18 protein-coding genes and 2 tRNA genes are annotated in these 18788 nt (G+C 71.4%); 9 read left to right on the top strand and 11 right to left on the bottom strand.

Going from position 1 to position 18788, the window contains the following annotated elements:
• Positions 1–9: 9 nt before the first annotated feature.
• The 4 genes from WBQ80_RS13160 (at position 10) to WBQ80_RS13145 (ending at position 2913) form a co-directional block, all read left to right on the top strand.
• Positions 10–651, top strand: a complete 642-nt coding sequence (locus tag WBQ80_RS13160; RefSeq protein WP_336572735.1) for a response regulator transcription factor — start codon at positions 10–12, stop codon at positions 649–651.
• Positions 652–744: 93 nt separating this feature from the next.
• On the top strand, positions 745–1659 hold the full coding sequence (locus WBQ80_RS13155; protein ID WP_336572736.1) for a VOC family protein: 915 nt from the start codon (positions 745–747) through the stop codon (positions 1657–1659).
• Entirely contained in the window at positions 1656–2294 is a 639-nt protein-coding gene (locus tag WBQ80_RS13150) for an alpha/beta hydrolase (protein ID WP_336572737.1), read from the top strand. The genes WBQ80_RS13155 and WBQ80_RS13150 overlap by 4 nt, the downstream gene beginning before the upstream one ends.
• 49 nt (positions 2295–2343) lie before the next feature.
• Positions 2344–2913, top strand: coding sequence for a GIY-YIG nuclease family protein (locus tag WBQ80_RS13145; RefSeq protein ID WP_336572738.1), 570 nt, complete (start codon positions 2344–2346; stop codon positions 2911–2913).
• Positions 2914–2947: 34 nt separating this feature from the next.
• Here the strand turns inward: WBQ80_RS13145 and WBQ80_RS13140 are convergent, their stop codons facing one another.
• Positions 2948–4789, bottom strand: a complete 1842-nt coding sequence (locus tag WBQ80_RS13140; protein ID WP_336572739.1) for a DEAD/DEAH box helicase — start codon at positions 4787–4789, stop codon at positions 2948–2950.
• 180 nt (positions 4790–4969) lie between these two features.
• On the opposite strand from WBQ80_RS13140, the gene WBQ80_RS13135 reads away from it, so the two are divergent.
• On the top strand, positions 4970–5257 hold the full coding sequence (locus tag WBQ80_RS13135; protein WP_336572740.1) for a hypothetical protein: 288 nt from the start codon (positions 4970–4972) through the stop codon (positions 5255–5257).
• A 127-nt stretch (positions 5258–5384) separates the two neighbouring features.
• On the opposite strand, the gene WBQ80_RS13130 is transcribed toward WBQ80_RS13135, so the two are convergent.
• Complete coding sequence (locus WBQ80_RS13130; RefSeq protein WP_337282577.1) at positions 5385–6329, bottom strand: aldo/keto reductase; 945 nt, start codon at positions 6327–6329, stop codon at positions 5385–5387.
• Between the two features lie 267 nt (positions 6330–6596).
• On the opposite strand from WBQ80_RS13130, the gene WBQ80_RS13125 reads away from it, so the two are divergent.
• Together WBQ80_RS13125 and WBQ80_RS13120 are read left to right on the top strand one after the other, a co-directional pair.
• A complete protein-coding gene (locus WBQ80_RS13125; protein ID WP_336572290.1) occupies positions 6597–7205 on the top strand; it encodes a hypothetical protein in 609 nt (202 codons plus the stop codon).
• 12 nt (positions 7206–7217) lie between these two features.
• Positions 7218–7997 (top strand): PspA/IM30 family protein, encoded by a 780-nt coding sequence (locus WBQ80_RS13120; RefSeq protein ID WP_336572291.1) that lies wholly within the window; start codon positions 7218–7220, stop codon positions 7995–7997.
• Between the two features lie 20 nt (positions 7998–8017).
• Here WBQ80_RS13120 and WBQ80_RS13115 read toward each other — a convergent pair whose 3' ends face one another.
• The 3 genes from WBQ80_RS13115 to WBQ80_RS13105 all read right to left on the bottom strand — a co-directional run bounded on the left by WBQ80_RS13115 (position 8018) and on the right by WBQ80_RS13105 (position 9854).
• Positions 8018–8755 (bottom strand): FadR/GntR family transcriptional regulator, encoded by a 738-nt coding sequence (locus WBQ80_RS13115; protein ID WP_336572292.1) that lies wholly within the window; start codon positions 8753–8755, stop codon positions 8018–8020.
• Between the two features lie 63 nt (positions 8756–8818).
• Positions 8819–9031 carry a hypothetical protein gene (locus WBQ80_RS13110; protein ID WP_336572293.1) on the bottom strand — a complete coding sequence of 71 codons (213 nt, stop codon included), beginning with the start codon at positions 9029–9031 and terminating at the stop codon, positions 8819–8821.
• 28 nt (positions 9032–9059) lie between these two features.
• Positions 9060–9854 (bottom strand): carbon-nitrogen hydrolase family protein, encoded by a 795-nt coding sequence (locus WBQ80_RS13105; protein WP_336572294.1) that lies wholly within the window; start codon positions 9852–9854, stop codon positions 9060–9062.
• Between the two features lie 210 nt (positions 9855–10064).
• Here WBQ80_RS13105 and WBQ80_RS13100 point away from each other — a divergent pair, with 210 nt between their 5' ends.
• Positions 10065–11861 (top strand): acyl-CoA dehydrogenase, encoded by a 1797-nt coding sequence (locus WBQ80_RS13100; RefSeq protein WP_336572295.1) that lies wholly within the window; start codon positions 10065–10067, stop codon positions 11859–11861.
• A 145-nt stretch (positions 11862–12006) separates the two neighbouring features.
• Here WBQ80_RS13100 and WBQ80_RS13095 read toward each other — a convergent pair.
• The 6 genes from WBQ80_RS13095 to WBQ80_RS13070 all read right to left on the bottom strand — a co-directional run bounded on the left by WBQ80_RS13095 (position 12007) and on the right by WBQ80_RS13070 (position 16723).
• Positions 12007–12080: transfer RNA gene (locus tag WBQ80_RS13095), tRNA-Met, on the bottom strand.
• A 33-nt stretch (positions 12081–12113) separates the two neighbouring features.
• Positions 12114–12185, bottom strand: a tRNA-Thr gene (locus tag WBQ80_RS13090).
• A 63-nt stretch (positions 12186–12248) separates the two neighbouring features.
• Entirely contained in the window at positions 12249–12587 is a 339-nt protein-coding gene (locus WBQ80_RS13085; protein ID WP_337282576.1) for a DUF4190 domain-containing protein, read from the bottom strand.
• Positions 12588–12804: 217 nt separating this feature from the next.
• Positions 12805–13782 (bottom strand): sugar ABC transporter permease, encoded by a 978-nt coding sequence (locus tag WBQ80_RS13080; protein WP_336572297.1) that lies wholly within the window; start codon positions 13780–13782, stop codon positions 12805–12807.
• Positions 13782–15398 carry an ABC transporter permease subunit gene (locus WBQ80_RS13075; RefSeq protein ID WP_336572298.1) on the bottom strand — a complete coding sequence of 539 codons (1617 nt, stop codon included), beginning with the start codon at positions 15396–15398 and terminating at the stop codon, positions 13782–13784. The genes WBQ80_RS13080 and WBQ80_RS13075 overlap by 1 nt, the downstream gene beginning before the upstream one ends.
• An 86-nt stretch (positions 15399–15484) precedes the next feature.
• The gene (locus tag WBQ80_RS13070) at positions 15485–16723 is read right to left on the bottom strand and encodes a sugar ABC transporter substrate-binding protein (RefSeq protein WP_336572299.1); all 1239 of its coding nucleotides are present in this window, start codon (positions 16721–16723) and stop codon (positions 15485–15487) included.
• Positions 16724–16964: 241 nt separating this feature from the next.
• On the opposite strand from WBQ80_RS13070, the gene WBQ80_RS13065 reads away from it, so the two are divergent.
• Positions 16965–18647, top strand: a complete 1683-nt coding sequence (locus tag WBQ80_RS13065; protein WP_336572300.1) for a glycoside hydrolase family 13 protein — start codon at positions 16965–16967, stop codon at positions 18645–18647.
• Positions 18648–18788: the final 141 nt, after the last annotated feature.

Raw genomic sequence — 18788 nt, 5'->3', positions numbered from 1 at the left:
TGGAGTGCCATGACCCGCGTCTTCCTCGTCGACGACCACGAGATCGTGCGTCGCGGCGTCGCCGAACTGCTCGAGCGCGAGCCCGACCTCGTCATCGTCGGCGAGGCCGACAGCGTGGCGCACGCGCTCCCCCGCATCGAGGCGACGTCGCCGGACGTCGCGCTGCTCGACATGCGCCTGCCCGACGGCGACGGCATCGACCTGTGCCGCGAGATCCGCTCGCGGCATCCGGAGATCGCGTGCCTGATCCTCACGGCGTACGACGACGACGCGGCCGCGATGTCGGCCGTGCTCGCGGGGGCGGCCGGATACGTGCTCAAGAACGTGCGCGGCTCGACCATCGTCGACGACGTGCGCGCGGTCGCGGCCGGTCGCTCGCTCATCGACGCGAAGCTCACGGCACACGTCTCGCGGCACGCCCACCGCGAGGATCACGACGATCCGCGCTACGCGGCGCTCAACCTGCGCGAACGCCAGGTGCTCGCGCTCATCGCCGACGGCATGACCAACCGGCAGATCGGCGAGCACCTCGGGCTGGCCGAGAAGACCGTGAAGAACTACGTCTCCGGCCTGCTGTCGAAGCTGGGGTTCGAGCGGCGCACCCAGGCTGCGATCTACCAGATGGAACGACGCGCACACGAGCAGTCCTGACCTTCGGCGGCGATGCGTCCGGGCCGGGAATGCATCCGGCGGACCGCGGGTTATACTTGTTGCTACAAGTAATCGCCCCGACAGGAGAACCCGATGACCGGCCCCACCGACGAGCGCGTCCTCGACCCCGCCACCTCGATGGGTGCCGTGACCCTCCGGGTCGGCGACCTCGAGGGCATGACCACGTACTACGCGAACGCCTTCGCGATGGAACCCCTCGAGGAGCGCACGCGCGACCGCGAGGTCCACCGCGTGCTCGGGCGGGGCGCCACGCCCCTCGTCCGGCTCGTGCACACCCCCGACCTGCCCGCGGTCGACCCGCGCCAGCCGGGCCTGTTCCACACGGCGTTCCTGTTCGACGACAAGCCGAGCCTCGCTGCGACCGTGCTGCGCGCCGCGCAGGACCCCCGCAGCCGGTTCGTCGGCTCGAGCGACCACCTGGTCAGCGAGGCGTTCTACTTCACCGACCCCGAAGGCAACGGCGTCGAGCTCTACACCGACCGCGACCGCAGCACGTGGATCCACGACGGCGAGCAGATCCGGATGGCGACGGAGTACCTCGACCCGAACGACTACCTGCGCCGGCACCTGACGCAGGCGGCCGTCGACGCCGGTCCCTCGTTGGCCGGCAGGGTCGGCCACGTGCACCTGCAGGTCGGCGACCTGGTGGACGCGCGCGGCTTCTACGTCGACGCGATCGGCTTCGAGGCGACCCAGACCGGGTATCCCGGCGCGGTCTTCGCCTCGGCGGGCGGGTACCACCACCACATCGCCATGAACACGTGGAACAGCCGAGGCGCCGGGCCGCGCGCCGCGAGCCTCGGGCTCGGCGACGTCTCCGTGACGGTTCCGGGACGCGACGACCTCGACGCGCTCGCCGCACGCCTGCGCGGCCGCGGACTGCAGTTCGCCGACGACGGGCGCGCCATCAGGGTCGACGACCCGTGGGGCACGCAGGTCACGGTCGCCCTCCCCGACGTCTCGACCGACGAGCTGCTCGCCCGATGACCGCGCTGCTCGACGTGCGCTCCGACGACCTGCGCACTGCGGATGCCGCGGCGCCGCGGGTCGCCGTGCTGCTCCTGCACGGCTACGGCTCGAACGAGCGCGACCTCGCCGGCCTCGTGCCGATGCTCGGGCTCGACCTGCCGTGGGCGTCGCTGCGCGCGCCGCTCCCCGCCGGGCCGGGTGCGGCCTGGTTCGAGATCACGACCCCGGGCAGCCCCGACGCGCAGCCCGTCGAGGCCGCGACGGCGGCCGTCTGGGACTGGGTCGACGAGCACCTGGATGCCGCGACCCGCGTCGTGCCGATCGGCTTCTCGCAGGGCGGGCTCATGGCCTCGCAGCTCCTTCGCACCCGGCCCGACCGCGTGATCGCGCCGGTCGTCCTGGGCGGTTTCGTGCTCGGCTCGGCCCAGCCGGCCGACGCCGCGCTCGCGGCCTCGCGTCCACCGGCGTTCTGGGGCCGCGGAGCCGAGGACCGGGTCATCGCGGCGCACGCCGTCGCGCGGACCGCCGAGTGGCTGCCCCGCCACACGACGCTCGTCGAGCGGGTCTACCCCGGCCTGGCGCACGGGATCAGCCCCGGCGAGCTCGCCGACGTCCGCGCCTTCCTGGCCGCCCACCTCCCGCCGGGCGAGTAGGACGCCGGGCGCCACCCCGAACGTCGGCGGTCGCCCCTACGCTGCCGTCATGGCCATGGATGCCGCGGCATGCACCGCGGTCGACGAGCACGGCGCCTGCGCGGCTCCGGCCGAGCCGGGCGCGCCGGTCTCGCTGTGCACGACGCACCTCCTCGCCGCGTACGACTGGGTGACCCGCGCCGAGGGGGTGTCCGACGTGCTGCCCGGAGCGTGCCTCGTGTGCGGCTCCCGCGTGGGCGTGCGATATCCCTCGGGCTGGATCTGCGCGGTGTGCGAGTGGCGGCTCGGCGAGGTGCCCGACGTCGAGGTGCTGCCCGCGCGCGTCGACGTCGTCTACTACGTCCGCTGGCGCGATCGGGTCAAGATCGGCACGTCGTCGAACCCCCGGCAGCGTCTCGCGGTGATCCCGCACGACGAGGTGCTCGCGTTCGAGCGCGGCGGGCGCCTCCTCGAGCAGCGTCGGCACGCCGAGTTCGCGGCATCCCGCTACCCCGGCCGCGAGTGGTTCGCGCTCGACGAGGCGATCGCCGCCCACGTGGCCGAGCTGGCGGCGGGCGTCGACGACCCGTGGCAGCGCTACGACCGGTGGCGCAGCGAGGAGCTGGCGAGGCGCGCGTGACGGACGAGCCCGCGGCGCCCGCCCGCGTCGAGCGTCAGCCCCGGTGCCGCGGCTTGCGGAACGGCTTCTCGTCGCCGGGCGACGACGCCTCGCCCCGCTCGTCGTCGCGCGGGCGCCGGTAGGGCCGGTCGCCGTCGCGCGGGCGGCGCTTGGGCCCCGTGTCCGGGCGCAGCTCGATCAGCCGGCCCGAGATGCGCGTGCCCGAGAGCCGGTCGAAGACCTCGCCGGGCAGGTCGGAGGGCAGCTCGACGAGCGAGAAGTCGGGCCGGATCTGGATCGCCCCGAAGTCGTCGCGCTGGAGCCCGCCCTCGTTCGCGAGGGCGCCCACGATCTGGCGGGGCTCGACGCGCTGGCGCTTGCCCACGGCGATGCGGTACATCGTCATGGGCTTCGCACCGGGGCGCGGGCGCCGCTCGGGGCGGTCTCCGCGGTCGAACCGGTCGCCGCGGTCGAACCGGTCTCCCTGCTCGCGGCGCTCCCCGCGGTCGAAGCGCTCGCGCGCCGGCCGCTCGGGCTCGGGCTCGAGCAGCAGCGGGGCGTCGCCCTGCGCGACCACGGCGAGCGCCGCCGCGACATCCGTCTCGGGGACGTCGTGGTTGCGCACGTAGTGGGCGATGATGTCGCGGAAGCCGTCGATGCGGTCGGTCTGGCCGAGCGCCGCCGTGATGCGGTCGTCGAACCGGGCGAGGCGGGTCTCGTTCACCTCGTCGACGCTCGGCAGCTGCATCTGCGTGATGGGCTGCTTGGTCGCCTTCTCGATGCGGGCGAGCAGTCCGCGCTCGCGCGGCGTGACGAAGCTGATCGCGTCGCCCGTCCGGCCGGCCCGGCCCGTGCGGCCGATGCGGTGCACGTACGGCTCGCTGTCGGTGGGGATGTCGAAGTTCACGACGTGGCTGATGCGCTCGACGTCGAGGCCGCGCGCCGCGACATCCGTCGCGACCAGGATGTCGAGCTTGCCCGACTTGAGCTGGTTCACGGTGCGCTCGCGCTGCGCCTGCGCGATGTCGCCGTTGATCGCCGCGGCCTCGTAGCCGCGCGCGCGGAGCTTCTCGGCGAGGGTCTCGGTCTCGTTCTTCGTGCGGACGAAGACGATCATGCCCTCGAAGTTCTCGACCTCGAGGATGCGCGTGAGCGCGTCGACCTTCTGCGCGTACGACACGACGAGGTAGCGCTGGGTGATGTTCGCCGAGGTCTGCGTCTTGGTCTTGACCGTGATCTCCTCGGGGTCGTGCAGGTACTGCTGCGACATCCGGCGGATCGTGGCGGGCATGGTCGCCGAGAACAGCGCGACCTGCTTGTCGTCGGGGGTGTCGGCGAGGATCGTCTCGACGTCCTCGGCGAAGCCCATCTTGAGCATCTCGTCGGCCTCGTCGAGCACGAGGTACTTGAGCTCCGACAGGTCGAGCGTGCCCTTCTCGAGGTGGTCCATGATGCGGCCGGGCGTGCCGACGATGATGTGGACGCCGCGCCGCAGCGCCGACAGCTGCACCCCGTAGCCCTGGCCGCCGTAGACCGGCAGGATGTGCACGCCGCGGAGGTGCGCGGCGTAGCGCTCGAACGCCTCGCACACCTGCAGCGCGAGCTCTCGGGTGGGGGCGAGCACGAGCGCCTGCGGGGTCTTCTGCGACACGTCGAGGCGCGCGAGGACGGGCAGCGCGAACGCCGCGGTCTTGCCGGTGCCGGTCTGGGCGAGGCCGACGACGTCGCGGCCGGCGAGCAGGGTGGGGATGGTCGCGGCCTGGATCGCGGACGGCGTCTCGTAGCCGACGTCGTCCAGCGCCTTGAGGACCGCACCCTCGAGCCCGAGGTCGGAGAAGGTGATCGCGGCGGGCTCCTCGGGAGCCGCGGCCTCGACGGGGGAATCCACGGAAGTCACGCTTCAGGGTAGTCCGTCCGCCTGAACGGCGCCCGGGTGCCCGCACTGCAGCCTGCCGCGCGGATGCCGCGGGGGCCGTCGAGGCGCCAAGTGTGCGCCTTCGCCTCGCGGGCCGCAAGGGGTGGCCGCACCCGTTGCGGTCGGGGAGGGTGGGGGATTCGTGACACGAGGAGGAAAGACATGCTGACACTCACACCGACGGCGAGCACCGTCGTCAAGGAGATCGTCGACCGCAGTGGTGCCCCTGCCGGGGCCGGCCTCCGCATCGACACCGAGGATGCCGCCGGCACCCAGTTCGGCGTCGCCATCGCGCCGGCGCCCGAGGAATCGGACGCCGTCGTCGAGCAGTCGGGAGCGCGCGTCTATCTCACGCGCGGCGCCGCGAAGGCACTCGACGACAAGACCCTGGACGCCCATGTGGCCGAGGACGGGCGCGTGGCGTTCGACCTCCTCCCGCAGCGGGGCTGATCCGGCCTGAGACGGCGCCCCGGTGGACTGCCCCGGGTCGTCGGGCGTCGGATCGCATGACGAGCGCTCCGGACTCCGGTCCGGGGCGTTCGTCGTGTCCGTCCGCGGGCGCGCCGCGGCGGGCGGCTCAGGTCCAGGGGCGCGCGCTCCGGGCGGCCCAGTACGACGGCGGGTCCTCGGCGAGCGCGGCGAGCGCCGCGGCATCCGCGGTCGTCGTCGCCCTCGCCGAGGCGAGGTTCGCATCCAACTGGTCGGGCGTGACGGCGCCCGAGAGGACGACGTCGGCCCAGGGCTGGGCGCGGGCGGCGGCGATGGCGACCGCGTCCAGCGGGTCGCCGAGGGCTGCAGCGAACGCTTCGGCTGCGCCACCGTCGCCGGTCGGCGTGAGCCGCCCGTTCGCGAGGGCCTCCTTCACGACCACGAGCCAGCCCGAGTCGTGTGCGCGCGCGAGCGCGGGGCCCGCCGACGGCTCGAGCAGGTTCCAGGTGGCCTGCACCGCCGTGAAGGGCGAGCCGGGCAGGGTCCGGGCGGCATCGAGCGCCTCACCCTGACGCGGTCCGCTCGTGGAGACGCCCACCCGGATGCCGGAGGCCGCGAGTCCGCGGAGCCGCCCGAGCAGTTCGCGGTCGGCGAGCGCGGGGCTGTCCGGCGTGAGCGAGTGCACGAGGTACACGTCGGGCGCGCCGCCCAGCGCGGCGAGGGTCTCCGGCCACTGGCGCTCCAGCATGGCGAGCGAGTGCTCCTTGCGCTCGTGCACGTCGGCGTCCATGCGCCATCCGCCCACGTAGTCGTAGCCCCACTTCGACTCGACGGTGAGCTCGGCGCGCCGCCCGGGGTGGGCGGCGAGCCACGACCCGAGGAACTCTTCGGCTCTGCCGTACGATCGCGCCGCGTCGATGAAGCGGATGCCGCGGGCCCACGCCGCGTCGAGCATCGCGTGCGCGCGGCCGCGCATCGCCTCGACGCCGCGGTCGGAGCCCAGGTCGTCGTCGCGCCCCGCCGTGATGTAGGCGGGGCGGCCGAGCGCGGCGAGGCCGAGCCCGATCGGGGTGAGGGGCGCGCCATCCGTCACCCTCAGCAGCGTAGCCGCCCGGCTCCTCGGCGCCGGCCCCGCTCGCGCTCGTCGGCCTGTGGCCGCCGTGCGCCGGCCTCGAAGATCGAGGCGACCGTCGCACCGGCTGCCGGCCGCAGCCGCCGCGTCGATGCCGTGAGTTTCGCAGGAACCTTCGCGCCCGGGCCCGATGGGGCGTACATTGCGTTATATCGCGAGTTCGACCGGCGCCCTCGTGGTGTCGGACCTCCGCTCGCGAGCGGCCTTGGGGAACATGGAGGTGGTCGCATGGAGGTCCTGCTCTGGATCCTCGTCGCATTCGCGGCGATGGCGGTGGCATCCGTCGTCATCGTGGTCCTCGTGGTGCGATCCGTGATCCGGCGCATCCGCCGGAGCCGGGCGCTCGCGGGCCGCGCACTCCGGACGCGCGCACGGTTCACCACGGGACCCCGCGGCCAGGTGCTCCGCCTCCGGGTCCGGCTCGCCGACGCACTCGCCAGCGAACAGGCGGCGGTCGACCTGGCGGGCCAGGGCGCAGGGCCGCGCGGCGACCTCGAACGGCTCCACCGGCGGATCGCCCAGGAGGGCGACGCCCTCGACCGCCAGTTGCGCTTCATGGAGAGCGAGACCGACGCCACCGCCCTCGCGCAGGACCTCCCGGTCGCCGAGCGCCGCGTCGACCAGCTCGCCGCGCTCGTCCGACGCGTCCGGTCCGCCGTGGGCTCGCAGCTCGACGGCCTCACCGACGACAGCCTCGCCGCCCTCCGCGCCGACGTCGACCGCGAGGTGGCCGCGCTGCACGCGGGAGTGCAGGAGCTGCGCCTCCTCAACACGCAGGACGGCATCGGCGCGTCGGCGTCCGATGCGTCCACGCGACGCCTGAACCGCTCCAGATAGGGGACCACGACCATGAGCAACTCGTCGCGCATGCGGGACATCTTCCGCAGCAAGACCTCACGTGCACTCGACCGCATCGAGGACCCCCGGGAGATGCTCGACGACAGCTACGACCAGCAGGTCAAGCTGCTGCAGCAGGTGCGGCAGGCGCTCGCCGAGGTCGCGACCGCGAAGAAGCGCATCGACCTGCAGGGCCAGGAGCTCGGCGCCCGCTACCAGCGGCTCGCCGGCCAGGCCCAGGAGGCGCTCGACGGCGGCCGGGAGGACCTCGCCCGTGCCGCGCTGGAACGGCGTGCGCTCATCGAGCGGCAGGTGGCGAACCTGCAGCAGCAGTACGTCGGCATGCAGCGCCAGACCGACCAGCTGCAGGAACGCGAGCGGCAGCTCTCGGAGCAGGTGGCGGCGTTCCGCATCGAGAAGGAGGCCATCAAGGCCACCTACTCGGCGTCCGAGGCGCAGGTGCGGGCCAACGAGGCGGTCGCCGGTCTCGGGACGAGCATGCACGACGTGGGAACGAGCCTCGAGCGCGCACGCGACCGGGTGGCGCAGATGCAGGCGCGGGCGCAGGCCACCGACGAGATGCTCGCGAGCGGAGCGCTGAAGGACCTCACCGCACCGGCGGATGCCGACATCGAGCGACAGCTCGCCTCGATGCAGGCCTCGTCGGAGATCGACCGGCAGCTCGAGGCGATGAAGGGCTCGCGCGCCCCGACCGGCGCCGGTGCCGGCGCCGGGCGCGCCGACGACGCGGGCGAGTGGCTGAGCATCGGGCAGGGACCCACGGGCTCCTGACCGACCGGCGCGGCCGGCCCTCACGACGCCGGTGAACCGTCGCGCCGACCGCCGTCGGCCAGGCCCACGTACATGGAGTCGTGGAGCTCGACGATGTGCTCGTACGCGATGCGGCTCGCGAGCGCGGCGTCCGCCGCCGCGAGGGCGTCGACCAGCCGGGCGTGCTCCTCGTTCGACTCGCGCAGGTCGTCGAGGCGATACGGGATGAAGTAGGCGTACAGCTCGTGCGACAGCCGCTGGTGCAGGATGGCCGCGGCCTCCACGCCGGCGAGGCCGGCGACGCGGTCGTGGAACTCGGCGTCGAGCTCCCGGTATCCCGCCCAGTCGGGCACGCTCCGCATGCGGTCGACCAGCTCCGAGAGGATCGCCAGCTGCTCCGGCGGGCAGGACTGCGCGGCGAGCCCGGCGAGTCCGGCCTCGACCACGGCCCGCTGGTCGATCAGGGCGTGCACGTGGTGCGCGTCCTCGCGGTAGGCGTCGATCTCGGGCACGTCCTGCACGAGCGGCTCGTCGACGATGAACGTCCCGCCGTTGTTCCCGCGCCGGCGGGTCACGAAGCCGTCGTCGGCGAGGGTCCGATAGGCCCGCCGCACCGACATCTCGCTCACGTCGAACGCCCGCGCCGTCTTCTCCGGTGACGGGAGCCGCTGCCCGGGCGCGAGCATCCCCAGTTCGACCGCGAGCAGGATGCGCGCCCGAACCGTGTCCACCGCGCCGGAGCGCCGGATCGCACCGAGCGGAGCCGACGAGAGATCCATGTCGGTCTCCTTCCGGCGCTCGGCGCGCTCCGGCGCGTTGGCGGATGCCGCGCGGCTCACGTCTCAGCCGCGGTCGGCCGCGGTGGCCTCCACGACCTCGTCGTGCTCCGGGGCGTCGAGCGGGAACCGCCTGCCCAGCAGGATGCCGACGACGAACGCGACGGCCGTGAGGAGTGCGAGCACGATGCTGACGCCCACGCTCCCACCGGTGGTGAGGGTGGAGTTCGACCGCGCGAGCCACATGGCGATGAGGTGGCCGGCGACGGTCTTCGGCATGCTTCGGTGCGCAGGCGGTCGGCGCGGATCATCGCTCCGGTACGTACAGCTCGGGCCTGCGGTCCGCGAGGTACGGGTTGGCCGCTCGTGCGCGGCGCGTGGCCTCGGGATCGATCGTGGCGATCATGAGGCCCGATTCGTCGGTCCCGCCGAGACGGGCGAGGGTCTCGCCGTCCGGCCCGACGATGCTGCTGAGGCCGACGTACCGCAGCTCGCCCTCCGAGCCGCTGCGATCGACGTAGGCCACGTGGATCTGGTTCTCCCAGGCGCGGACCGGGATGAGCCGCTCGGCGATGTGGCCGAACGGCTCCATCTGCGCCGTGGGGACGATGACCGCGTCGACGTCGGCGAGTGCCGCCGACCTGACCGTCTCCGGGAACTCGACGTCGTAGCAGATGAGGACGGAGAGGCGCACCCCGTCGAGTTCGACGGGTGCGGGCAGGCGATCGCCCGCTTCGAAGAGCGCGCGATCGAGCGCGCCGAAGAGATAGGTCTTCCGGTACCTCAGGAGTTCGGCGCCGTGCTCGTCGACGAGCACGACCGAATTGGCGATGCCGCCGCCGGGCAGTCGCTCGGGGAGCCCTGCGGCGATGGCGATGCGCTCGGAGACCGCGATGGCGGCGACCCGGTCGACCAGGTCGTCGGCGACGAGGGGGGCGAGTCGGTCGCCGATGTTGTAGCCCGTCACGAACATCTCGGGGGTGACGAGCAGGCGGGCGCCCCGCGCGGACGCCTCGCGCGCGGCATCCGCGATGATGGCGAGGTTCGCGTCGACATCGGCCTCGACGCCCGCGTGCTGCAGGCCGGCGATGGTCAGGCTCATATGGGCTCCTCGATCGTCACGTCATCGAAACAGATCGAAGTGACACTAATGGGTTCAACCCGCTTCCGGAACGTCTCGGGTCGGACGGAGTCCGGCCGGCCGACATCCGGTTGCCGGATGCCACAAGCACGACACGGCTTCAGCCGAGCCGCGTCGTCGATCGCGACGAATGTCGGCACCGCCCCTCCACCGCGCGGTTACAGTCCGAACATGACTGATTTCCGTCCACCGGTCGCCGACCTCGCGTATGCACTGAAGCACGTCGTGGGGTACGAGCAGATCGCAGAGCTCCCGGGCTTCGAGCACGCCGACTCCGACACCGTCACCGAGATCCTCGAGGAGGTCGGCGCCTTCATGGCCGAGGTCGTCGCCCCCACCAACCGCGCCGGCGACGTCGAGGGCGCCCGCCTCAACGCCGACGGCACCGTCACGACGCCGACCGGCTTCGTCGAGGCCTACGCCGCGTACGTCGACGCCGGCTGGGGATCGGTGCCGCTGCCCGAGGAATTCGGCGGCGGCGCGTTCCCTCGCACCATCGGGCTCGCCATCCAGGAACTCATGATGGAGGCCAACATGGCCTTCTCCCTCGCCCCGCTGCTCACGCAGGGCGCGATCGAGGCGCTCCTCCACTACGGCAGCGACGAGCAGAAGCAGGCCTGGCTGCCCAAGATGGTCAGCGGCGAGTGGACCGGAACCATGAACCTGACCGAGCCGCACGCGGGATCCGACGTGGGTGCGCTGACCACGAAGGCCGTGAAGCGGCCCGACGGCACCTACGGCATCACGGGCCAGAAGATCTACATCACCTTCGGCGACCACGACCTGAGCGAGCAGATCGTGCACCTCGTGCTGGCCCGCACGCCCGGAGCCCCCGCCGGAACCAAGGGCATCTCGTGCTTCATCGTGCCGAAGTTCCGCATGAACGAGGACGGCTCGCTGGGCGAGCGCAACGGCGTGCACACGGTGGGCGTCGAGCACAAGATGGGCATCCACGGATCGCCCACGTGCGTGCTGTCGTACGAGGACGCGACGGGCTACCTCATCGGCGACGAGCACCTCGGCATGCGCATCATGTTCGTGATGATGAACAGCGCACGCCTGTCGGTGGGTACGCAGGGCCTCGCCGTCGCGGAGCGCGCCTACCAGCAGTCGCTCGACTTCGCGAAGGAGCGCATCCAGGGCCGCGCGCCCGGCGCGACGCAGGACTCCCCCATCATCGACTTCCCCGACGTGCGCCGCATGCTCATGACGCAGAAGTCGTACATCGCCGCGCTCCGCCGCATGATGCTCCTGAACGCCGCGTACGTCGACATCTCCACCCACCACCCGGATGCCGCGACCCGGGCCCGCGCCGACGAGATCGTGGGTCTGCTCACGCCCATCTGCAAGGCGTTCGGCACCGACCTCGGCAACGAGCTGACCTCGCTCGCGCTGCAGATCCACGGCGGCATGGGCTTCATCGAGGAGACCGGCGTCGCCCAGCACTACCGCGACGTGCGCATCGCCGCGATCTACGAGGGCACGAACGGCATCCAGGCCGCCGACCTCGTGGGCCGCAAGCTCGGGGTGCGCGGCGGCGCCTCGTTCCTCGAGTTCATCGCGACCATGCGCGAGCTCGACGGCGATCTGGCGGCCGCGGGCGACGACTTCGCCTCCATCCGCGACCAGCTGACCACGGGTCTCGACGTGCTCGAGCAGACGACCGGGTGGATGCTGCGCACGGGCGCCTCCGACCCGACCTCGGTGCTCGCGGGATCCAGCCCGTACCTGCGCATCTGGGGGCTCGTCGTCGGCGGCTGGCTGCTCGCGAAGTCCGCGCTCGCGGCTCGCGGGCTCAACGGCGACACCGTGGCGGCGGCGCAGCTGCCGCTGGCCCGGTTCTACGCCGAGCAGCTGCTGCCCGCGGCATCCGGGCTCGTCGGCGCCGCCACCGCCGGATCGCGCGACCTGTACGCGCTCGACGCCGACGCGCTCGGCGACGTGGTACGGCGCACCGCGCGCGTCTGACGCATCGCCGTCCCACCTTCCGGGGGCCGCGCCGATCGGCGCGGCCCCCGGAGTCGTTCTCGGGCCCGCGAGACGCAGCGACCGGGCGACCGTCGAGTCACCGCAGGGACGAGAAAAACCCCCGGGTGAGCCGGGGGTTCTGCGGTAGCGAGGGCGGGACTCGAACCCGCGACACCACGATTATGAGCCGTGTGCTCTAACCACCTGAGCTACCCCGCCGCAAGGCGCCCCGGACGAGTCCGGAGGAACCAGAGCCCCGAGTCAGGATTGAACTGACGACCCCTTCCTTACCATGGAAGTGCTCTACCACTGAGCTATCGGGGCACTGCCGCTCTCGCGGCAACCACACGAGGATATCACCTCGCGGGGCATGCATTAAATCGTGCGTCACACGGCCGAGCCGACCCCGGAGGACACCGCGACGGCGCCGAACAGCGCCACGAGGAACAGCACGTACGCGGCGATCCCGAGGATCCACAGCGCGCTGATCACGTACCCCGAGATCAGCCCCGTGAGCGCCGCCGCGTCGCCCTGCTCCCGTCGCTCGCGAAGCTGTCGACGCGCGATGTGCCCGAGGACGATCGCGGGAACGGAGGTCAGCAGGCCGAACATCACGCCCCCGAGGCCGAGGCCGAGGCTGACCCAGGCGAGTACGTTCTGCGGTGCCGGCGCCGCAGGCCAGCCCGGGGTCGCCGCATATCCCGGGTGAGCGGACGAGCCACGCACCGGGGCACCGTACGCCGCCGCCTCGACGGGCGCAGCGGGAATCGGCGGCGCCGGAAGCGGCATCGTCGCGGACAGGGGTACGGGCTGGGGCGCGGGGGCGTCCATGTGACTCCATCGGGTCGAGGGGTGTGGGCCGAGCGCCATGCTATCGGCGCAGACGACGGATGCCGCGTCGCGGGACGTCCGCGCGCGGCATCCGTTCGACCGGGTCAGCCGGTCACTTCACCGCGCCGGCCGTGAGGCCGCCGACGATGTACTTCTGCAGGTAGAGGAACAGCAGCACGACCGGGAGCGCCGCGATCACGGCGCCCGCCGAGAACGCCGCCCAGTCGGCGTAGCGCGGGTTCGACACGAGCTTGACGAGGCCCACGGCGAGGGTCTGCTTCTCGGTGTCGATGAGGATGACCGACGCGACCACGTACTCGTTCACCGAGAAGATGAACGACAGCAGCGCGACGACCGCGAGGATCGGCGCGACGAGGCGCAGGATGATCGTGAAGAAGATGCGCGCGTGGCCCGCGCCGTCGATCTTCGCCGCCTCGTCGATCGACGCCGGGATCGTGTTGAAGAAGCCGTACATCAGGTAGGTGTTCACGCCGAGCGCGCCGCCCAGGTACACCATGATCAGGCCGATGTGGGTGTTCAGGCCGATCGCCGGGAACCAGTCGCTGATGGCGGTCATCACGAGGAAGATCGCGACGACGGCGAGCATCTGCGGGAACATCTGGATGACCACGATCGCGATCAGCCCGAACCGGCGACCCGTGAACCGCATGCGCGAGAACGAGTACGCCGCGAGCGCCCCGAGGAACACCGTGAGCAGCGCGGTGACGCCGGCGATCAGGATCGTGTTGCCGAACCAGGTCGTGAACGGCACCTGCGGGTTCGTGAGGATGCGCGCGTAGGCGTCGAGCCCGATCTCGGAGAAGAGCGCGTTCGAGCCGGTGAGCGTTCCGTCGGGGTTCAGCGACGACGAGATGACGAACACGATCGGGAAGAGCGCGAACGCGACCATGACGAGGCCGACCAGGTGGCGCCATCCGGTCGCCTTGAACCAACGGCCGAAGCTGAAGGGGCGCTTGGGTTGGACCGGCCGGCCGTGGTCGGGGTGCTCGACCGGCTTCGGGCCGGGGACGACCAGGGTCTCACCGAGCAGACCGGCCTGCGTGCCGGGAACCGCCTGCTGATCGGCCATCAGTTGATCTCCTCGAGCGACTTGGTGCGGCGGAAGGCGATGATCGAGATCACCGCGACCACGATGAAGATGATGATCGAGTACGCCGACGCGAGGCCGTAATCGCGCGTCTGGCCGGTGAACGCGACCTTGTAGACCATCGAGATCAGGATGTCGGTGAAGCCGACCGGGATCGGGGCGCCGGTGTCGCGCGGCCCGCCGTTCGTGAGCATGTAGATCACGTTGAAGTTGTTGAAGTTGAACGCGAACGACGCGATGAGCAGCGGGGCGACGCTCACGAGCAGCAGCGGCAGCTTGATGAGGCGGAAGACGTTCCACGAGCTCGCGCCGTCGACGGTCGCGGCCTCCTGCACGTCCTCGGGGATCGACTGCAGCGCGCCCAGGCACACGAGGAACATGTACGGGAAGCCCAGCCAGAGGTTCACGATGAGCACGGAGATCTTCGCGACGAACGGGTCGGTGAGCCAGGGCACGGAGGCCCCGCCGAGGAGCACCTGGTTGATGAACCCGAAGCTCTCGTTCATCATGCCGGCCCACACCAGCGCCGACAGGAACGACGGGATCGCGTACGGGAGGATCATCGCGATGCGGTACGCCTTCCGGCCGCGCATCCGCATGTCGTTGAACGTGATCGCCAGGAAGAGCCCGAGGAAGAACGTCGACGCGACCGAGATGAGCGCGAACGCGAAGGTCCACAGCGTGACGTACACGAGCGGGCCCGCCAGGCGCGGGTCGGTGACCGCCCGGATGAAGTTGTCGAACCCGACGACGATCTGCCAGCCGGGCCGCAGCTCCTCGCCGTCCTCGGCGACGAACGCGCCCGTGCCTTCGTCGGTGTAGACCGTGCCGGTGGTCTGGTCCGTCATCGTGCCGGCGGCCTCGTCGTACACGAGGTTCGACGTGTAGAGGTAGCCGTTCGAGCCGTCGGGCGTGCGCAGCGCGCCGTCGTTCGGGTCCTCCGATGCGGGGACCGCGAGCTCGGTGATCTCGTCGGTGCGGGCGATGACCTCGCTGAAGCTCAGCGTGGTCCAGCCCTCGACGGCGACCGCCTTGCCGTTCTCGAGCTCGGCGTCGACCTCGGCGAGGGGCTGCTCCATGGTGCCGAGCTGCACGTCGCCGTCGGGATCGGTGACGAGGAGGCCGAGCGTGCCGAGCTGGTCGACGACCGTGACCTGATAGGTCGGCGAGTCGGGCACGCGCTCGAGCGAGGAGGCCATGAGCGAGCTGACGGCCTGCTCCTTGGAGCCGTTGTGGCCGGTGCCGTAGTTCGTGAAGGCGACGTACCCCGTGTAGAGGAGCACGAACACCTGGAAGAGCGAGAGGAAGATGATGCCCGGCGTGAGGTACTTCGCCGGGAGGCGGCGGCGCGAGAAGTAGATGTAGTTGACGATGGCGGTGACGGCGACGATGACGCCGAGCACGAGCCATTCGCGCTGCATCGCGAGGATGAAGACCGCGTAGACCGCGATCGCGTCCACGAGGCCCATCAGCACGAGCTTGACGATGAACGACTTCATGCCGCCGGATGCCGCGTCGGCCATGGCCGCCGCTTGGCGCTGCCGTCTCGTCGGCTTCTTGGTGGCCTCGGCGTCGGCCTTGACGTCCTCGTCGATCATGCTGCCCATCCTGCTCGGTCCTGGTGGTGGAACGGGAGTACTCCGGGCCGGATGTCACGTGACATCCGACCCGGAGCGCTCAGTCGTTACTTGGCGTCGATCGCAGCCTGGACGTCGGCGGCGAGCTTCTCCCACGTCGCGACCGGGTCCTCGCCGTTGATGATCGAGGCCTCGGCGATGCCCCAGTACTGCCACACCGAACCCATGGCGGGGATGGCGGGCATCGGGACGGCCTCGGCACCGACGGCCGCGAAGCCCTCGATGATCGGGTCGCTCGAGGCGGTCTCGGCAGCGGACGACAGCGCGGGCAGGATGTTGCCGGCCTCGAACAGGTCGAGCTGGACCTCTTCGGTGCCGATGTAGTTCACCAGGAAGTCGTTCGCGGCGACCTTGTTGTCGGACTCCGAGCTCACGAAGAAGCCCTTGACGCCGGCGAACGGCGAGGCGGGGTCACCCGTGGGGCTGGGGATCGTGTCGATCGCGACGTTCAGGCCGGCGTCGGTCGCGGCGCCGACGTTCCACGGACCGGTCAGCCAGAAGGCCGCGGTGCCGTCGAGGAACGCCTGCTTGGCGATGTCACCGTCGATGTCGGTGTTGAAGTTGCCGGCGCCGCTCTTTCCCTGGCTGCCGAGCCAGTTCGCGAACTCGATGCCGCCCTCGTTGCCGAGCTGGAGGTCGGTCGGGTCGTAGCCCTCGTCGTTGGTGCCGAACACCGGGGCGCCGAACGCCGTCTGGAACGGGTAGAGGTGGTAGGGGTTGCCCTCGGCGCCCTGCTCGACGACGAACGGCTTGTCGAGGCCGGCGGCCTTGCCCTTGGCGATCATGTCGTCGAAGCTCGTCGCGGCCTCGGGGACGAGGTCGGCGTTGCGGAGGATCGCGATGTTCTCGACCGCGTAGGGGAGCATGTAGACGGTGCCCTCGTAGGTCGCGGCGTTGATCGCCACATCGAGGTAGTCGCCGGCGGAGTCGCCGAGCTCGAGGGGCGCGACGACGCCGTTGGTCGAGAGCTCGCCCAGCCAGTCGTGCGCGCCCATGGTGATGTCGGGGCCCTCGCCGGTCGGGACCTGCTGGATGAAGTCGTCCTTGATCGTGGCGACGTCCTTGCCGACGATCTCGACCTCGACGCCGGTCTCCTCGGCGTAGGCGTCGGCCGCAGGCTGCACCGCGTCGACGCGCTCGGCGTCGACCCAGACGGTCAGCGTGCCGCCCTCGGCGGACGCGCCGTTCTCGCCGTTGTCGGCGTCGCCGCTCGCGCAGCTCGCGAGCCCCAGGGTCGCGACGACGGCGACGGCGCCGGCCGCGAACAGCTTCTTGTTCACCCGCATTGGTGTGTGCCCTTCTCAGTGTGCGTGAGATCGGCGCCTTCGCCTGGTGACCTGCGCACCGTGCTCGAAAGGCCGTTCTTCCGTTTGGATGTTGCTCGCAGCGTGATTGCAAGCGGTTTCAGGTATACCCTGTCATCGCCGCATTGACAACTCGGCGTTACCTGATCGATACCGCTTACACAGGAAAGCGGTCGCGGCTCGACTCTGCAAACGCTTTCAGATTGACCTAGGATCTTCCCTCATGACTTCCGAATGGTGGCGCACCGCCGCGATCTACCAGATCTACCCCCGGTCGTTCGCCGACGCGAACGGCGACGGCATGGGCGACCTCGCCGGCATCCGCTCCCGCCTGCCCGAGCTGGCCGACCTCGGCGTGGACGCGATCTGGCTCTCGCCGTTCTACGCCTCGCCGCAGAAGGATGCCGGCTACGACGTCGCCGACTACTGCGACGTCGACCCGCTGTTCGGCACGCTCGCCGACTTCGACGACATGCTGGCCGAGGCGCACCGGCTCGGACTCAAGGTCATCGTCGACCTCGTGCCGAACCACTCCTCCGACCGCCACGTGTGGTTCCAGCAGGCGCTCGCCTCCGCGCCCGGCAGTCCCGAGCGCGGCCGGTACATCTTCCGCGAGGGCAAGGGCGAGCACGGCGAGCTCCCCCCGAACAACTGGCAGTCCGTGTTCGGAGGGTCCATGTGGACCCGGGTCACCGAGGCCGACGGCTCCCCCGGCCAGTGGTACCTCCACATCTTCGACAGCTCGCAGCCCGACTTCGACTGGACCAACGAGGAGGTCCGCGAGGAGTTCCGCCGCACGCTCCGCTTCTGGCTCGACCGCGGCGTCGACGGATTCCGGGTCGACGTCGCCCATGGCCTCATCAAGGCCGACGGGCTGCCGGACTACACCCCGCCGGCCGACGCCGGCTCGATGGGCGGCAACGCGCACGGCCTCGAGGCCGGCGTGCCGCTCGAGCCCGAGATCCACGACGAGGGCGACGGCGCCCCGTACTGGGGCCAGGACGGCGTCCACGAGGTCTACCGCGACTGGCGCGTGCTGCTCGACTCCTACCCCGGCGAGCGGATCCTCGCCGCCGAGGCCTGGGTCGACCCGCTCACGCGCGTCGCGAAGTGGGTCCGCCCCGACGAGATGCACCAGGCGTTCAACTTCGCGTACCTCGAGACGCCGTGGGACGCACCCGCGCTCCGCAGCGTCATCGACCACTCGATCGAGACCTTCGGCGCCGTCGGGGCCCCCTCGACCTGGGTGCTCTCCAACCACGACGTGATCCGGCACGCGTCGCGTCTCGCGCTGCAGGCCGACAGCCTGCAGGGCCACGGCATCGGTCCGAAGAGCGCCGGCCTGCCCGACCCCGTCGTCGGCCTGCGCCGCGCTCGCGCCGCGACATCCGTGATGCTCGCGCTGCCGGGCTCGGCCTACATCTACCAGGGCGAGGAGCTCGGCCTCCCCGAGGCGATCCACCTGCCCGACGAGGCCCGCCAGGACCCGACGTGGTTCCGCACGAACGGCGAGCGCTACGGCCGTGACGGATGCCGCGTGCCCATCCCGTGGGAGGCGGGCGCCCCGTCGTACGGCTTCGGGCCGACGGATGCCGCGTGGCTGCCGCAGCCCGCCGAATGGGCCGAGCTCGCGCGCGACCGCCAGCGCGACGTGCCCGGCTCGACGCTCGAGCTGTACCGCACGGCGCTGCGCCTGCGTCGTTCCGACTCGCTCGCGACGGGCTCCGTCGAGTGGCTCGACGGGTTCGCCGACGACGTCCTGGCGTTCCGCAACGGATCGGTCGTCGTCATCGGCAACACCGGCTCCGTGCCGGTCGCGCTGCCCGCCGGCGAGGTGCTGCTCGCGAGCGGCGACGTCTCCGGCGGCGAACTGCCCGCCGACACGACGGTCTGGCTGCGGGGCTAGCGCCCGACCGTGCCGAAGGGGGCGGATGCCGCGGCATCCGCCCCCTTCGCCGTGCCCGGGCGAGCACCGTCATCTCGCGTTCGCAGGACCACGGCGTCCATGAGTCACTTCCGACCGGCGAAGGCGGTGGCATCCTGCGAA

Origin of the sequence: Agromyces sp. CCNWLW213, assembly GCF_037199545.1 — a bacterium.
GTDB lineage: Bacteria > Actinomycetota > Actinomycetes > Actinomycetales > Microbacteriaceae > Agromyces.
The sequence above is the reverse complement of the archived record's forward strand: the minus strand, read 5'-3'. Positions and strand labels throughout refer to the sequence as shown.